The following is a 16793-nucleotide window of genomic DNA, read 5'->3' on the forward strand; positions in this document are numbered from 1 at the left end:
TGCCCGCTCGGGGCACCGGCCGCTCTGCCGCTCTGTGGTGTCACTGCCGGGAAGTAGCCACCTCCACCGGGCGGACCTTCAGTGCCAGCCGGCCGGGCAGCGCGGAGGCAACCAGCGCCAGCAACGCGGCTGCGCCGACCACCGTCGCGTACACCACCGGCACGACGGTGGGCGCCGCTCCGCCGGTCATGCCGATGCTGAAGGCCGTCAGTACAGCGAGTGCAATGCCCGTACCGAGGACGGCGGCGATCAGCAGGACCGACAGGGCTTCGATACGGAGCATCCGCAGGACCTGGCTACGGGTGGCACCGGCCAGCCGGAGCATGGCGAATTCCCTGGTCCGTTCGGACACCGACATGGCAAGCGTGTTGACGACCGCGATCGCGGTGAAGGCCAGGATCAAACCCATGGCGAGACAGTTGACCTCGGCGTTCTCCTGCTGCCGGTCCGCCTGGAGCCGGTCGGCGGTGGCAGGGGCGAGCACGGCGATGCCGGGGAACTTCTTCAGCGCGGCGGCGAGCCGGCCGCGGTCGCCGGCTCCGGCGACCAGGACCGTGGCGGCGAGGGGGTTGTCCATATGGCGGGCGACCAGGTCGTGGGGCAGGGTCAGGTCGCCGAAGCCCAGGCCACGGGCGTAGACGGCGGCGACGGTGAGGGTGGCGGGCGTCCCGTCACCCAGGTGCAGCTTCAGTGTGCTGCCGGGGTGCAGTCCCAGTCGCTCCGCGGCGAGTTCACTGACTGCAGCGGTTCGGGGACCGTCCACGAAGTCCGCGAGCGAACCGCCGGTCACCGCGGGATCCCAGGTGCGACTGAGACCGGACTGCGTGACGCCCTGAGCCGAGTACTTGTCGAGTCCGACCCGGACAGTGGTCCGTACGACCTCGGTGGCGGCCGTGACGCCCGGTGTCGTGCGGACGGTCTCGGCGGCGACGGACGGGATGCCGGGGCCCTGCGCGGCCAGGATCCAGGTGGCACGGGTACCTTCTCGGGCCTGGGCCCGGGCGGCGTCGCCGAGCGTCGGCTGGACGAAGAGAACCGTGCAGGTCATCCCGATGAGCAGGGTGAGCGGGGTGACGACGGCGGCCATCCGGGTTGAGTTTCCGCGGATGTTCGCGGTGGCGAGGGTGCCGCCGAAACCGGCCAGTCGGAGCGGTCCCGTGAGCAGCACCGACGCCATCCTGATGAGGAGCGGGCCGAGCAGCGACACTGCCGTGGCCAGCACAACGACGGCCAGGAAGGTGACGGGGGTCGAGGCCGCCTCGGTACGAAGACCGCTGAGTACGGCGACGAGGACTCCGCCGCCCGCGAGCAGCACCAGACCTGCGGCGATCCGACCCCGGGCCGGCCGGTCGCGCTCGACCGCGGACTCGGCCATGGCTTCGGCCGGGCGGATACGGGCGATCCGGCGGCCGGAGATCCTGGCGGCTGCCCAGGCTCCGAGGAGGGTGACGGCGACGGCGGCGAAGGCCGGGAAGATGCCCGCGGTGCGTTCCAGGTTCGCGGGGATCGCCCCCATGTCGATGAATCGGCTGTGCAGCCAGGTGGCGAGCGGCAGTCCGGCCAGCGAGCCCAGCACACCGGCCACCGCTCCGACGATCAGCGCCTCACGGCCGAGGAGACGGCGTATCTGGCGCGATGTGGCGGCGATGGCGCGCAGCAGTGCCAGTTCGCGGTGGCGCTGCTGGATGGAGAGCGCAAAGGTGCCTACGACCACGAGGATCGCGACGAGGAGTGAGGTGCCGCCCATCGCGCCACCCATCGAAACGAGCTGGATGCGGGCGCCCGCGGCGTCCAGGAACTCGACCGGACCGCGCTCGTCACCGGTGGCCACCTGGGCGGTGGTGCCCTTGAGTGCTCGCTCAACCTGCCGCTTCAGCTCGGTGAGGTCCGTGCCGCGCGCGGGCAGCACACCGAGGGCGGTGACCTGGCCGGGACGGGCGGCGAGCCGCTCGGCCTCGGCGTCGAAGAAGAACAGAGAGGTCTGCTGCTGGAGCTCACCGCGGCCGGCCGGGGCGGCGATGCCGCTGATGCGGTACGGGCGGGGAGCATCGGTGGACTGCACAGTGAGCCGGTCCCCTGGCTTCAGGCCGGCGCGCTCGGCGAATCCTCGGTCGATCACGATGTCGTCTGCGGTGGCGGGTGCTCGGCCTGTGGTGAGCGTGAACGGGGTGAGGGAGGCAGACGCCCAGGAGTGTCCGTACGAAGGCCGGTCAACGGGCTCGGCAACGGGCTCAGCAAGGAAAGTGAGCTCGGGAATCACCTTGCGTACGCCTTCCAGGGACCGGATCCGGTCGGCGGTGGCCGCGGGGAGCCAGGCGCGCTCGGCGACGGGTTTCGCCTTGTACTTGGCCTTCGTCTCTCCGTTGCCCTTGTGCTTGACGGTGGTCCGGTGGACGTTCTGGTCGGCGGAGACCACGAGCGGAGCCACGGCATAGCGCTCGGTGGCGATCCTTCCGCGCAGTCCGGTCTCCAGGAGGGTGCCGCAGGCGGTGATGAGGGCGGCGGCGCACATCAGCGCCAGCAGGGCGCCCAGGAACCCGCCCTTGCGGTCCCGGATTGTCCGCAGGGCATAGCGCAGCATCATGATGCGTCCGTCTCTCTTCTGTTGTCGTCCGCGTCTCTGTTGCCGTCCGCGTCGTCGTTCGCGTCGTCGTTCGCCGGAGACGGGAGCGGGGCCGGGAAGGCAAGCAGCCGGGTGTGGACCGTGCGGGCACCCGCCGGGATGTCGGCGTCGGGCCGCTTGTAGCGGTTCATGAGGGCGATGAACTCCTCGAAGAACGCCTGGAGTTCGGGGAGCGTGAGCCGAATGGAACCCCGCGAGTACGGGAACGCATCGACCCACTCCCCCAGTTCGCCACCCGGCTCGCGACTGTCTCGCTGGAGCCGCTCGAAGAGGGCGAGGTCGGCGGCGTATGCATGGCGGTTCAGCTCGTCCATGACGAGCCGCACCTCGGGGCTCTGGCAGGAGCGGGGCGGGAAGCGCCGGTCGCCGGGAACGGCCCGCCACCACCTCACCCGACGGCCGCCCGGTTCCTCGGCCGCGGTGTCCTCCACAAAGCCGTACCTGGCGAGTTCACGCAGGTGGTAGCTGGTGGCCCCGGTGTTCAGCTCCAGGGCGCGGGCAAGGATCGCGGATGTCGCCGGGCCGTGCAGGGTGAGGTGCTGAAGGATCTGCTGGCGTCGCGGCTGAGCGAGCGCCTTGAGGGCGGCCAGCTCTGTGATTTCGGTACCGCCGGGCTTCTCTGCCATGCGTCACACACTGCTCTGTGCACAGATGCCTGTGCACTGGAGCATGCCTGCGTCTTCGTGCGGGGGCTAGCCCCCTCTCGGCGGCCCCCATGTCCCCCGAATCCGCCCCGACACACCCGAACGCCTCACCCCAGTGGAGCAAATTCATCGCAAGGCGGACATTTACCCCAAATACCAAGGACCGACACGACGGAGCTGTCGCACCGATGCCGACCACCACCCTCACCCCCGACCAGCTCGACCGTCAGGCCGCACGCCTCCACGACACGGAGGCCTGGCAGCAGATCGTCACGGGCTGGGACATCACCACCCCCGAACCCGTGCGTCCCGTCTCACCTGACAGCGCGCCGCACCCGCCGGACCGGCACCCGGCCGACTGGCGCGATCTACTGTCCGTGCCGGTCGACCAGCTGATCGCCGACTCGGTGCGCGCCCTGTCCCCGGCCCCGCCGCGCGAGCGCCCGCTCCCCGGACGACTCGGCGCGATCCTCCCGGACCGACTCCACGCCTGGCGTCGCATCGGGCAGCCCGAGCTGCGGCCTTCCACCCACCTCGCCTACGCACGGCAGATCCTGACCGAATGGGGCTGGCAGAACACCCCGTACCGGCTGCGGAACGCCCGCGGCGCACGCTGCGTCTGCGGCGCCCTCCTCACTGCGCACCGCCTGGGCTACGGCTCCCTCGACACCGTGGACAGGGCCGGCGCCTGGCTCATCGCCGAACTCCGCTCGCAGGGCTGGACCGACCTCATCGGCCCCTGGAACCGCCACCCCGGCCGCACCGCATCACATGCCCTGGCCCTGCTGGACGCCACTATCCGCCGCGCCTCGTCCGCCGGACACTGACCCCCGGCACCACCCAGCACGCAGCGGCCCCGTCCCTGGCCCACCCCGCCTCCCGCGCCGACCCGCTGCGCATACCCCGGATGCGCACACCTCAGAACGGCTCGTCGAGACCTTCCGTGTCCTCGCCCTCTTCTTCGAGTGCCTGACGCACCACGCGCAGGGCCATCCCCTCCCCGTACCCCTTGCGTGCGAGCATGCCCGCAAGGCGGCGCAGACGCTTGTCGCGGTCCAGGCCGCGGGTGGAGCGCAGCTTACGTGCGACGAGCTCCCGGGCGGTCTCTTCCTCCTGCTCGGAGTCGAGCTGCCCGATCGCCTCGTCGATCACCGCCGAGTCCACCCCCTTGGTGCGCAGCTCCCGCACAAGAGCACGACGGGCCAGCCCCCGGCCGTGGTGCCGGGATTCCACCCAGGCATCCGCGAACGCCGCATCGTCGATCAGCCCGACGTCCTCGAAGCGCGACAGCACCTCGTCGGCTGCCTCATCCGGGATCTCCCGCTTGCGCAGTGCGTCCGCAAGCTGTTTGCGGGTGCGCGGGGTCCCGGTGAGCAACCGCAGACAGATGTTGCGCGCCTGCTCGACCGGGTCTCGCGGCTCCCCCTTCTCGGCCCTCGACGAGGAAGGGGAGCCGCTGCTCCTGGAGCGGGTCCGACGGCCCGCGCCCTCGCCGAACCCTCCACCCATGCCGGTGCCGCAACCGGGACCGGCGCCGGGGGCGGCCTCGGCGTCGCTGCCCGGCCACTCCGTACGACGCGTCACGGTCTAGCTCTTGAACGCCGCAGTCTTGGCCGGCTTGGCCTTGCCGGCCGGTGCGGGCACGGACTTCGCCGCACCGTCGGCCGCAGCCGCCGTGCCGCCCGCGGCGTCCGCACCGGGCTCGGCGGGCAGAGCCGCCTCCGGCCTGACACCGATGCCCAGCTTCTCGAGGATCTTCTTCTCGATCTCGTTGGCGAGATCGGGGTTGTCCTTGAGGAAGTTGCGGGCGTTCTCCTTGCCCTGGCCGAGCTGGTCACCCTCGTACGTGTACCAGGCGCCCGCCTTGCGTACGAAGCCGTGCTCCACGCCCATGTCGATCAGACCGCCCTCACGGCTGATGCCCTGGCCGTAGAGGATGTCGAACTCGGCCTGCTTGAAGGGCGGCGCGACCTTGTTCTTGACGACCTTGACGCGGGTGCGGTTGCCGACGGCGTCGGTGCCGTCCTTCAGCGTCTCGATACGACGGATGTCGAGTCGCACCGACGCGTAGAACTTCAGCGCCCGGCCACCGGTCGTGGTCTCCGGGGAGCCGAACATCACACCGATCTTCTCGCGGAGCTGGTTGATGAAGATCGCGGTGGTCTTGGACTGGTTGAGCGCACTGGTGATCTTGCGGAGTGCCTGGCTCATCAGACGGGCCTGTAGACCCACGTGCGAGTCGCCCATCTCACCCTCGATCTCCGCACGCGGCACGAGCGCCGCGACGGAGTCGATGACGATCAGGTCGAGCGCGCCCGAGCGGACCAGCATGTCCACGATCTCGAGCGCCTGCTCACCGTTGTCCGGCTGGGACAGGATGAGGTTGTCGATGTCGACACCGAGCTTCTTCGCGTACTCGGGGTCGAGGGCGTGCTCCGCATCGATGAAGGCCACCGAGCCGCCGAGCCTCTGCGCATTCGCCACCGCGTGCAGCGTCAGCGTCGTCTTACCGGAGGATTCCGGCCCGTACACCTCCACCACACGGCCGCGCGGCAGTCCGCCGACGCCGAGGGCGACGTCGAGTGCGGTCGACCCGGTGGGGATCACCTCGATGGGCTCGTTCGGCCGCTCACCGAGGCGCATCACCGCACCCTTGCCGAATTGCCGTTCAATCTGTGCGAGTGCGGCGTCCAACGCCTTCTCGCGGTCGGTTCCTGCCATGGGTTCCACCCGATTTACTTGAGTCGATCGCTTCACGTCAAAGACGCTAACCCCTGCCACTGACAATGGGCCTCGACGTCCTCCCGGCCTGTGGACAACTCCACGGTCGGGCCCGGGAAAACCCGGCCGGAATCCCATGAGAATGGATGTTCGAATTTGGTGTCAAGCACACCGCGCCGGACCGACCTGCCCCCCAGAGTAGCGCCCTAGCACTCCGCATTTGGAGAGTCAAGATCAGGTGGTCAACATCATGCTAGATTCCGGCCGTATGGGGACATCGCTGGCAGGGAAAGTGGCTCTGGTCGCCGGTGCCACGCGAGGTGCGGGCCGCGGGATCGCCGTTCAACTGGGAGCGGCCGGAGCAACCGTCTATGTCACCGGGCGGACAACCAGGACCCACCGGTCGGAGATGAACCGCCCGGAGACCATCGAGGAGACCGCAGCTCTTGTCGACGAGGCCGGCGGCCACGGGATCCCGGTCCGGGTGGACCACCTCGTGCCCTCGGAGGTCAGCGCGCTCGTGACGCGCATCCGGCGCGACCAGGGCCGGCTGCACGTCCTCGTGAACGACATCTGGGGAGCCGAGATCGAGTGGGACAAGCCGGTCTGGGAATCCTCCCTGGAGACGGGTCTGCACACCCTGCGTCTGGCCGTCGACACACACGCCATCACCAGCCATTACGCGCTCCCGCTCCTCATCGAGCAGCCAGGTGGCCTGGTCATAGAGGTGACCGACGGCACCGATGAGTACAACGCCGCCCACTACCGGGTCTCCTTCTTCTACGACCTGGCCAAGGCATCGGTGAACCGGATGGCGTTCGCCCTCGCGCACGAGCTGAAGCCCCACGGCGCGACCGCGGTGTCGCTCACGCCCGGCTGGCTGCGGTCCGAAGCGATGCTGGACGCCCATAGCGTCACCGAAACGAACTGGCGCGACGCGATCGCCCACGCACCCCACTTCGCGATCTCCGAGAGCCCGGCCTTCGTCGGCCGCGCCGTGGCCGCGCTCGCGCAGGACCCCGAGGTGGCGCGCTGGAACGGACAGTCGCTGTCCAGCGGGCAGTTGGCGCGGGTCTACGGCTTCACCGATCTGGACGGCAGCCGGCCCGACGCCTGGAGGTACGTCCCCGAAGTCCAGGACGCGGGTCGGCCGGCCGACGTAACGGGCTATCGCTGAGCAGACCGCACCCTGCGGGACCTCCCCCTCCCCGTCTGGCCTCGTGCGCTCTGCCGGCGCTCCCGCACCGCGCCGGACCTCCCGCGTCCCGCCGTCGCTCAGGTCCGCGGGCCCGGTGCTTCCAGTCGCTCCGCGTCCTCTGCGTCGTCGCTCCCGGGATCCCGGGTCGTGGGACGCAGCCGCGAGAACACCGACTCACCGCGCCGCTGCTGGTGACGGCCGTGCACACGTGGGTCGTCCGTCACGTCGTAGCGCCTCACATAGGCACTCAGGAACGCTTGCAGCGTGGCGACGGCCGGGATGGCGATCAGCGCGCCCACGGCACCCATCAGCGCCGTACCGGCGATGACCGAGCCGAAGGCGACCGCCGGATGGATGTCGACGGTCTTGGAGGTGAGCTTGGGCTGCAGCACATAGTTCTCGAACTGCTGGTAGATCACGATGAATCCGAGCACCCACAGGGCGTACCAGGGGTCGACGGTGAACGCGATCAGCATCGGCAGGGCGCCCGCCAGATACGTACCGATCGTGGGGATGAACTGCGAGACGAGACCGACCCAGACCGCGAGCGCCGGCGCGTACGGCACATCGAGAGACACCAGCAGGATGTATTGCGCGATTCCGGAGATGAGTGCCATCAGCCCGCGCGAGTAGAGATAGCCACCGGTCTTGTCGACCGCGATCTCCCAGGCCCGCAGGACTTCGGCCTGCCGGGCGGGCGGCAGTACGGAGCAGAGACCGCGGCGCAGCCGGGGGCCGTCGGCCGCGAAGTAGAACGAGAACAGGAAGATCGTCAGCAGTCGGAACAACCCGCCGAGCACGGTGGTGGAGACATCGAGCACACCGGTCGCGCTGTTCTGGACATACTTCTGCAACCAGTCGGAGTGCAGCAGGCTGTCCTGCACCTCGACCCGCGAGAGGTCGGTGTGGAAGCTCTGGTTGACCCAGTTGATCACCGAGTCCAGGTACTTGGGGAACTCCTCGACCATCTCGACGATCTGGCCCGCAAGCATTGATCCGAGCAGTACGACGAACCCGGCCCCGGCAATCAGGACCGCCAGGAATACCAGGAAGGTCGCCAGGCCGCGACGCATGCCGCGTGCCGACATCCGGCCCACCGCGGGCTCTATGGCGAGCGCCAGGAAGAAGGCGATCAGCACATTGATCAACAGCCCGATGAGCTGATCGAACGCCCAGCTGCCGAGCCGGAAGCAGGCGTAGAGGGCCAGGGCGAGGACCATGGCGCGCGGCAGCCATGCAGGCATTCGGGCCGACCCGGTGCCGGGCGGCTGGGTCGGTGGCGCGGCCGGCGGGACGGGCGGAGTGGGGGCGGGCTGGGTCTGGGCGGTCTCGTCTGTCAGTGCCACGGACCCAGTCTCGCCCACGGCTGCGACAGTCGGCCACCCGCCCCGGAGAGCAGTGCGGTCCCACGGCGGACGAGCATTGCGTCAGCGCTTGTCGGCGGGGATGCCGACCGCCGTGCAGACGCCGCGCCAGATGTCCTTCGCCTCCCAGCCCGCGGCCAGCGCCTGGTGCACCGTCCGCCCGCCGAGTTCGGCCATCACATGATCGTGCGCAAAGGAGTCGGCGTACCCCGCGCCGAAGTGCTCTTCCATCCGTTCCCAGAAAATCGTCAACCGCATGACTTCAGTATCCCGCTCCTGAGAGTGCAGCCGTGCCGCTACGACGCCTCGAGAGCGCTTACCGGCCTACGGTCGGTCCATGGCTGGAACAGGAGCAAGCCCCCTCAACCGCGCCGAGCAGTTCATCTGGCTCACGGCCCGTGTCCTCGAGCAGCGGCGGTTCGCCCACCGCTTCCTGGCAGGAAGCGCCGACGCCGTGGAGACCGCGCTCACCGCCTATCTCAACGAGGACGGCGGATACGGTCATGCACTCGAACCCGATCTGCGGGGCCCTGTCAGCCAGCCGCTGCACACGGCCCATGCGCTGAGCGTTCTCGACGCCATCGGGCGCTGCAACGGTCTGCGGGTGGAACGGATCTGCCGCTTCCTGACCGATGTGTCGACGAAGGAGGGTGCGTTGCCCGCCCTCCTGCCCTCGCAGCGAGGCTATCCGGCCGCACCGTTCATCCAGCTCGTCGACGACCCGCCGGCGGAGCTGCTCGCCACCGGTCCTGTTGTCGGGCTGCTGCACCGCAATGCGGTGTGGCACGCCTGGCTCTTCCGGGCAACCGACTTCTGCTGGGCGGCGGTCGACGCACTGGAGCACTCGCATCCGTACGAGGTCGAGGCGGCGGTCGCCTTCCTGGACGGTGCACCGGACCGGGCGCGGGCGGAGGCAGCGGCGGACCGCCTCGGACGGCTGGTGCGGGAACAGCGGCTGGCTGTGCTGGATCCGGAGCGGCGGGCGGAGTACCCGGTGGCCGCCGGATACGCGCCGGGTGAGCAGCACTTCCCGTACGACTACGCCCGTACACCCGATTCGCTCGCCCGTCGCTGGTTCACCGACGAGGAGCTGGAACGCTCCCTCGATCATCTGGCGTCGGAGCAGCAGGCGGACGGCGGCTGGCCATTGAACTGGCGGCAGTGGGCACCGGGCACGGCGCTGGAGGGCCGGCCTCTGGTGACGCTCAAGGCGCTGCTCACGCTGCAGGCGTACGGCCGCAGCCTCGACTGAGCGCCGGGCGGAGAACACGCCGCCAACCGTCCGTGAACGGACCCACACAGGGCCGGGCCCCGCCGTCCGGCGCAGGCCTTCGGTCGCCGGCCGGACGGCCGCCGCCCGTCCTTCAGATCGTCCTGGTGCGTGCGGCCCTGTCCTGCGCCGCATGGACCCCTATCCGAGCGCACGCACCCCTGCCGTGACGACCACTGCAGCTCCCACGACCACCAGGAAAGGAGCACGCAGGACCAGGGCGAGCGCCGCGGCGGCCAGTCCCGCGCCCCTGGCGTCCAGCACCAGCTGCTGTCCGTCTCCGAAGGTCTGCTGCGCCGTGAGGGCCGCCAGGAGCGCCACCGGCAGGAGTGCGGAAAGACGCTGGACGAGCGGGCGTTCCAGAGCGCCTGCGGGCACCAGCAGCCCCAGCAGCTTCGCGAGATAGCAGCCGACGGCAGTCAGTGCGATCGCTGTCCAGACGTTCATCGACCGTCCTCCGTCGGGGTCGTTTCCATGGCGGGGGTGTCTCTGGGCGATCCGTGCCCGCGTCCCATCAGGAAGAGGACGACAGGCGCGGCGAGTGCGGAGAGCAGCACCGGTACGCCCGCGGGCAGCACAGGAAGCAGTCCCAGGGCGAGCAGGACGGCAAGCGCGGCGGTGATGCGCTCCGTGGTGCTCCTCAGCATGGGCGCGAGCAGGGCGAGGAAGACGGCGGGGCTCGCGGCGTCCAGTCCCCAGCTGTCGGTGTCGCCGAGCGCTTTTGCGCCCAGGACTCCCAGCAGTGTTGTCAGGTTCCACAGCACGTACAGGGTGATTCCGGTGACGGTGAAGCCGATCCGTGCGGCCCGCCGGGTGGGCTGGGACAGCGTCACAGCAGTCGTTTCGTCGATCACCCACTGCGCGGCGAGCGGTCGCAGCGCGCGCGGCAGCGCGAGCAGCTGCGACAGCCGCAGACCGTAGAACGCGTTGCGTACGCCGAGGAAGAACGCCCCGGCAGCCGCTGTGTACGGATTGCCGCCCGCCGCCAGCGCGCCCACCAGCGCGAACTGCGAGGCGCCGGTGAAGACGAGGAGGCTGAGCACGCAGGTCTGGAGCAGGCTCAGGCCGGAGCCTGCCGAGGTGACTCCGAAGGCGAAGCCGGAGAGCCCCACGGCGATACCGACGCCGAGGGCGTCACGCACGACGGCCGCATCGGACTTCACCTCACCGACGGCTGTCTCGGCCTTGTCGCCGGTTGTCTCTGGGGATGTTGTCTGTTCTGCCACAGCCGGAACGCTACGGGGACAGATCGGGACCGGTCTTGTACGTTCTTGCGCGTTCGCGCTGGTAGGCGCCGGGCGGCACCCCCACTATCCGGGTGAAATGGCGGTTCAGGTGCGGCTGATCGGTGAAGCCAACCTCGGTCGCGGCGACCGAGGGCGCCACACCCGCATCCAGCATCCGCCGCGCCCGCCGTACCCGGGCATCGGTGAGCCAGGTGTGCGGCGGCATCCCGTACTGCTTCTTGAATGCCCTCAGCAGGGCGAACGGGCTGGTGCCGAGTTCGGCGGCCAGCGTCTCCAGAGTCGGCGGCTCGGCCATCCTGCTCTCCAGCACCGCACGCGCCCGCGCCGCGTCCCGGCCGCCCGCCGACCGGGGCGAGCGGGTGGGCAGCGCGCTGCCGTGGCTGCTGAGCAGCCGCGCGACCATGATCCGCAGGACGCTGTCGGCGGCGAGCGCGTTGCCCTCCTCGGCCGCCCGGTGCACCTCGCCGATGAGCCGGGCCGCTTCCGGGTCGACGACGCTGGTCTCGGCGAAACCGACAGTGCCGCGCAATCGCGTCGTATCGGCGGCGATGTCGCTGATCACCTGTGCGGACGGGTACAGCGTGGCGTATACCCAGCCCTCGGGGACACCGGCCCGGGCGGTGTGCGGCACCTCCGGATTGATCATGACGACGGCGCCGGGGCCTGCATGTACGGTGCCGCCGGGCAGGCCGACGTCCTCGACCCCCCGCGTGATGGTGCCGAAGACGTAGCCCTCGTGGCTGTGGCGCGGGAAGGTGTGGCGCACGTACCGGGCACGCAGCAGATCGAGGTCGGGCAGTTCCGCGTACTGCCAGTACCTCGCCCACTCTCCCGAAGCCGAAGCCGAGCCGAAACCCGCGCCCGAGCCCGAGCCCGATGGTGCCGTCATACCCGAATTCTCGCAGGTACAGACCCCTGTACACCGTCCGTTGTCAGTGGTCGGGTGCACGATGGGGGACATGGCCGGCTCTGCGCTCGATTCGTTTTCCCCCGCCACCCGCGGCTGGTTCTCGGGTGCCTTCAGCGCGCCGACTTCCGCACAGGAGGGCGCCTGGCGCGCGATCGGCGAGGGTTCGGACGTGCTGGTCGTCGCGCCCACCGGATCGGGCAAGACGCTCGCCGCGTTCCTCGCCGCGCTGGACCGGCTCGCCGCAGTCCCGCCGCCCGCCGAGGCGAAGAAGCGCTGCCGCGTGCTGTACGTGTCGCCCCTCAAGGCCCTCGCGGTCGATGTGGAGCGCAACCTGCGCTCACCGCTGACCGGGATCCGCCAGGAATCGGTGCGGCTCGGGCTGCCCGAGCCCGAGGTGCGGGTGGGCATCCGGTCGGGTGACACCCCGCCCGCCGAGCGCCGCTCAATGGCGACCCGCCCGCCGGACATCCTGATCACCACTCCCGAGTCGCTGTTCCTGATGCTGACCTCCTCGGCGCGGGAGGCCCTGTCGGGAATCGAGACGGTGATTCTCGACGAGGTGCATGCGGTGGCCGGTACGAAGCGGGGCGCCCATCTCGCTGTGTCGCTGGAGCGCCTCGACGAGCTGCTGCCGCGCCCGGCACGGCGGATCGGCCTGTCGGCGACGGTCCGTCCGGTCGACGAAGTGGCGCGGTTCCTCTCACCGAAGCGGAAGGTGGAGATCGTCCAGCCGCCGTCCACCAAGCGGTTCGATCTGTCGGTGGTCGTACCGGTGGAGGATCTGGGCGAGCTCGGCGGTTCCCCGGCCACCGACCCGGATCAGGCGGGCCAGGCGGAAAAGCCGTCGATCTGGCCGCATGTCGAGGAGCGGATCGCCGACCTCGTCCAGGCGCACCGCTCCACCATCGTCTTCGCCAACTCCCGCCGTCTCGCGGAGAGACTGTGCAACCGGCTCAACGAGATCGCGTACGAGCGGGCCACCGGCGAGACGCTGCCGGAGGCCCACTCCCCCGCCGAGATCATGGCCGAGTCCGGTGCGGCGAAGGGCGCCCCGGCGCTGCTCGCCCGCGCACACCACGGTTCGGTCTCCAAGGAGCAGCGCGCCCAGGTCGAGGAAGACCTCAAGGCGGGTCGGCTGCCTGCCGTGGTCGCCACCTCCAGTCTGGAGCTGGGCATCGACATGGGTGCGGTCGATCTGGTGGTCCAGGTGGAGTCGCCGCCGTCGGTCGCCTCCGGCCTGCAGCGGGTCGGCCGTGCCGGGCACCAGGTCGGTGCGGTCTCCACCGGAGTGGTCTTCCCGAAGTACCGCGGCGATCTGGTGCAGGCGGCGGTGGTCACCGAGCGGATGCGCACCGGCTCGATCGAGGCACTCCGGATCCCGTCCAATCCGCTGGATGTGCTGGCCCAGCAGCTCGTCGCCATGGTCGCCCTGGACACGTGGCAGGTGGACGATCTGCTGGCCGTGACCCGCCGCGCCGCGCCCTTCGCCTCGCTGCCGGAGTCGGCGTTCACAGCCGTGCTGGACATGCTGGCCGGCCGCTATCCGTCCGATGCCTTCGCCGAGCTGCGCCCGCGCGTGGTCTGGGACCGCGTCGCCGGCACGGTCACGGGCCGCCCCGGCGCCCAGCGGCTCGCGGTCACCTCCGGCGGCACGATCCCCGACCGCGGGCTCTTCGGGGTCTTCCTCGCCGGGGCCGATCCCAAGAAGGGCGGCGGCCGGGTCGGCGAGCTGGACGAGGAGATGGTGTACGAGTCCAGGGTCGGCGATGTCTTCACGCTGGGCACCACGTCCTGGCGGATCGAGGACATCACCCGCGACCGGGTCCTGGTGTCGCCGGCTCCCGGGGTTCCGGGACGGCTGCCGTTCTGGAAGGGTGACCAGCTGGGGCGCCCGCTGGAACTGGGCCGTGCCCTGGGCGCGTTCCTCCGCGAGATCGGCGGCATGTCGTCCGAGGACGCCAGGACGCGGCTGCTCGCCGCCGGTCTGGACACCTGGGCCGCCGACAACGTCCTGTCGTACATCGGCGAACAACGCGCCGCCTGCGGCCATGTCCCGGACGACCGGACCATCCTCGTCGAGCGATTCCGCGACGAGCTGGGCGACTGGCGCGTGGTCGTGCACTCCCCGTTCGGCGCGCAGGTCCATGCCCCGTGGGCGCTGGCGCTGGGAGCCCGCCTCGCCGAGCGGTACGGCATGGATGCCCAGGTGATGCATGCCGACGACGGCATCGTGCTGCGACTGCCCGACGCCGACATGATGGGCCTGGACCTCCTGGACTTCGATCCGGCCCAGGACCTCGCCCTTGACCCGTCGCAGAGCTCGTCCCCGAACTCACCCTCGGAGCCGGCCCCGTTGGCCGCAGCGGCATACGACAGCGATCAGCCGCCCGTCGGCGCCGCCGATGTCGTCTTCGACCAGGGCGAGATCAACCAGATCGTCACCGATCAGGTCGGCGGATCCGCCCTGTTCGCCTCCCGCTTCCGCGAGTGCGCGGCGCGCGCCCTGCTGCTGCCCCGCCGCAGCCCAGGCAAGCGCACCCCGCTCTGGCAGCAGCGTCAGCGCGCCGCCCAGCTCCTCCAGGTGGCCTCGGAGTTCGGTTCCTTCCCGATCGTTCTCGAAGCGGTCCGTGAATGCCTGCAGGACGTCTTCGACGTTCCCGGGCTCACGGAACTGATGGGTGATCTCGAAGCGCGCCGCGTCCGCCTGGTCGAGGTGACCACCCAGGAGCCCTCCCCCTTCGCCCGCTCGCTCCTCTTCGGATATGTGGCGCAGTTCCTGTACGAGGGCGACTCTCCGCTCGCCGAGCGCCGGGCGGCCGCACTCTCCCTCGACTCCCATCTCCTCGCCGAGCTCCTGGGCCAGGCAGAACTGCGCGAGCTGCTCGACGCCGAGGTGCTGGGCGAGCTGGAGCAGGAGCTCCAGTGGCTGACCGAGGACCGCCGGATCAAGGACGTCGAAGGTGTCGCCGACCTGCTCCGCGTCCTCGGCCCGCTCACCGACGCCGAGTTGGCCGCGCGCGGTGCCGAGCAGCCGTGGGCCCAGGAGCTGGCCTCGGCCCGCCGGGCCATCCGGGTCCGGATCGGTGGAGCCGACCACTGGGCGGCGATCGAGGACGCGGGCCGACTGCGTGACGCGCTGGGCACGGCCCTCCCGGTCGGCGTCCCGGAGGCGTTCACCGAACCGGTGAAGGACCCGCTCGGCGATCTCCTCGCCCGCTACGCCCGTACGCGCGGCCCGTTCACCTCCACCGGCGCCGCCGCACGCTTCGGCCTCGGCACCGCGGTCACGGACGGCGCGCTGCAGCGGCTCGCCGCGTCCGGCCGGATCGTCCAGGGCGAGTTCCACCCCGCGGGCATCGGCCAGGAATGGTGCGATGCCACGGTGCTGCGTCGGCTCCGTCGCCGGTCCCTCGCCGCGCTACGGCACGAGCTGGAGCCGGTTCCCCCTGCCGCCCTAGCCGGCTTCCTTCCCCAGTGGCAGCATCTCGGCAACAACAGTCTGCGCGGAATCGACGGACTGGCCCGCGCCATCGAACAGCTGCAGGGTGCCCCCGTCCCCGCGTCGGCGCTGGAGAAGCTGATCCTGTCCGGCCGGGTCACGGGGTACGCCCCCGCCCTGCTCGATGAACTCACCACCACCGGCGAGGTGATCTGGGCAGGCGCGGGCGCCCTTCCCGGCAAGGACGGCTGGCTGTCCCTCTACCTCGCCGACAGCGCCCCCCTGCTCCTCCCGCCCCCGCACCCACTCGAACTGAGCGCGCTGCACGAATCCGTCCTGACCACCCTGACCGGCGGGTACGGGCTGTTCTTCCGGCAGATCGCCGATCAGGTCCGTGCCACCACCCACCCGGACTGCTCCGATCCTCAACTGGCCGACGCCATCTGGGAGCTGACCTGGTCCGGTCGGCTGACCAACGACACGCTGGCGCCGCTGCGTTCACTTCTCGGCTCCGGACGTACGGCGGGGTCGACCGCCCACCGCGCCAAGCGCAGCGTCCCCCGAGGCCGTTATGGCTCGCTCACCGCCGCCGCCCGCCCCGCATCACGCACCGGCCCGCCCACTGTCTCGGGCCGGTGGTCCCTGCTCCCCACCGCCGAGCCCGATCCCACGCACCGCGCGCACGCCCTGGCGCGTACGCTCCTGGACCGTCACGGTGTGGTGACCCGCGGCGCAGTCCAGGCCGAAGGCGTCGAGGGCGGCTTCGCCGCGACGTACCGCATCCTCTCCGCATTCGAGGACAACGGGCAGGCCCGGCGCGGCTACGTGGTCGAGGGCCTGGGCGCGGCCCAGTTCGCGATGGACGGTGCGGTCGACCGGCTCCGTGCGGCGTCCACCGCCCGCGACCGTACGGAACCGGGCGCGGCGCCCCGCACCCTGGTCCTCGCCGCCGCCGACCCGGCCAACGCGTACGGCGCTGCCCTGTCCTGGCCCGAGCCCCCGGACGGCGCCGGACACAGACCGGGACGCAAGGCCGGCGCCTTGGTGGTCCTGGTCGACGGCGAACTGACGCTGTACATGGAGCGCGGCGGCAAGACCCTGCTCGCCTGGCCGACGGACCCTGAGGACCCCTCGCTCCGGGCCGCGGCGGAGGCACTGGCCACTGCGGCCCGCGCGGGGGCGCTCGGCACAGTCACGGTGGAGCGCACCAATGGCGCCTCGTCCCTGACCTCGCCGCTGGGCCGCACACTGGAGGCGGCCGGCTTCCACGCCACCCCGAGAGGTCTCCGCCTGCGCGCCTGAGCCCACGTGCCGCCCGCCTCACCGGCTCCAGCCGCCCCGCACCGCCACCCGCGCCCACGGGGCACGCGCTCGCCC

General features: G+C 70.8%; 13 protein-coding genes. 4 read left to right on the plus strand and 9 right to left on the minus strand.

Annotated elements, in window-relative coordinates:
* Nucleotides 1-40: 40 nt before the first annotated feature.
* On the minus strand, nt 41-2584 hold the full coding sequence (locus ABZV38_RS12115; RefSeq protein ID WP_356326684.1) for an FtsX-like permease family protein: 2544 nt from the start codon (nt 2582-2584) through the stop codon (nt 41-43).
* Nucleotides 2581-3249, minus strand: a complete 669-nt coding sequence (locus ABZV38_RS12120) for a helix-turn-helix domain-containing protein (protein ID WP_356326685.1) — start codon at nt 3247-3249, stop codon at nt 2581-2583. Before ABZV38_RS12120 ends, ABZV38_RS12115 begins: the two co-directional genes overlap by 4 nt.
* A gap of 206 nt (nt 3250-3455) precedes the next feature.
* Between ABZV38_RS12120 and ABZV38_RS12125 the strand changes: the two genes are divergently transcribed.
* Nucleotides 3456-4094, plus strand: coding sequence for a hypothetical protein (locus ABZV38_RS12125; protein WP_356326686.1), 639 nt, complete (start codon nt 3456-3458; stop codon nt 4092-4094).
* Nucleotides 4095-4185: 91 nt separating this feature from the next.
* On the opposite strand, the gene recX is transcribed toward ABZV38_RS12125, so the two are convergent.
* A complete protein-coding gene (recX, locus tag ABZV38_RS12130; protein WP_356326687.1) occupies nt 4186-4851 on the minus strand; it encodes a recombination regulator RecX in 666 nt (221 codons plus the stop codon).
* 3 nt (nt 4852-4854) lie between these two features.
* The gene (gene recA / locus ABZV38_RS12135; RefSeq protein ID WP_356326688.1) at nt 4855-5988 is read right to left on the minus strand and encodes a recombinase RecA; all 1134 of its coding nucleotides are present in this window, start codon (nt 5986-5988) and stop codon (nt 4855-4857) included.
* A gap of 268 nt (nt 5989-6256) precedes the next feature.
* On the opposite strand from recA, the gene ABZV38_RS12140 reads away from it, so the two are divergent.
* Nucleotides 6257-7165, plus strand: coding sequence for an SDR family oxidoreductase (locus ABZV38_RS12140; protein WP_356326689.1), 909 nt, complete (start codon nt 6257-6259; stop codon nt 7163-7165).
* 98 nt (nt 7166-7263) lie between these two features.
* Here the strand turns inward: ABZV38_RS12140 and ABZV38_RS12145 are convergent, their stop codons facing one another.
* Both ABZV38_RS12145 and ABZV38_RS12150 read right to left on the minus strand, forming a co-directional pair.
* Complete coding sequence (locus ABZV38_RS12145) at nt 7264-8430, minus strand: AI-2E family transporter (protein ID WP_356326712.1); 1167 nt, start codon at nt 8428-8430, stop codon at nt 7264-7266.
* A 183-nt stretch (nt 8431-8613) separates the two neighbouring features.
* Nucleotides 8614-8808: a DUF3046 domain-containing protein gene (locus ABZV38_RS12150; RefSeq protein WP_356326690.1), complete on the minus strand. Its 195-nt coding sequence runs from the start codon at nt 8806-8808 to the stop codon at nt 8614-8616.
* Between the two features lie 79 nt (nt 8809-8887).
* On the opposite strand from ABZV38_RS12150, the gene ABZV38_RS12155 reads away from it, so the two are divergent.
* Entirely contained in the window at nt 8888-9802 is a 915-nt protein-coding gene (locus ABZV38_RS12155) for a hypothetical protein (RefSeq protein ID WP_356326691.1), read from the plus strand.
* A 159-nt stretch (nt 9803-9961) separates the two neighbouring features.
* Here ABZV38_RS12155 and ABZV38_RS12160 read toward each other — a convergent pair whose 3' ends face one another.
* The 3 genes from ABZV38_RS12160 to ABZV38_RS12170 are packed head-to-tail and all read right to left on the minus strand — an operon-like array spanning nt 9962 to nt 11956.
* Complete coding sequence (locus ABZV38_RS12160) at nt 9962-10267, minus strand: AzlD domain-containing protein (RefSeq protein WP_030927072.1); 306 nt, start codon at nt 10265-10267, stop codon at nt 9962-9964.
* Nucleotides 10264-11046, minus strand: coding sequence for an AzlC family ABC transporter permease (locus tag ABZV38_RS12165; RefSeq protein ID WP_356326692.1), 783 nt, complete (start codon nt 11044-11046; stop codon nt 10264-10266). The genes ABZV38_RS12160 and ABZV38_RS12165 overlap by 4 nt, the downstream gene beginning before the upstream one ends.
* A gap of 10 nt (nt 11047-11056) precedes the next feature.
* Entirely contained in the window at nt 11057-11956 is a 900-nt protein-coding gene (locus tag ABZV38_RS12170) for an AraC family transcriptional regulator (RefSeq protein WP_356326693.1), read from the minus strand.
* Nucleotides 11957-12026: 70 nt separating this feature from the next.
* On the opposite strand from ABZV38_RS12170, the gene ABZV38_RS12175 reads away from it, so the two are divergent.
* On the plus strand, nt 12027-16718 hold the full coding sequence (locus ABZV38_RS12175; RefSeq protein ID WP_356326694.1) for a DEAD/DEAH box helicase: 4692 nt from the start codon (nt 12027-12029) through the stop codon (nt 16716-16718).
* Nucleotides 16719-16793 lie beyond the last annotated feature (75 nt).

This window comes from Streptomyces sp. NPDC005181 (assembly GCF_040608395.1).
In the GTDB taxonomy this organism is placed as follows: domain Bacteria; phylum Actinomycetota; class Actinomycetes; order Streptomycetales; family Streptomycetaceae; genus Streptomyces.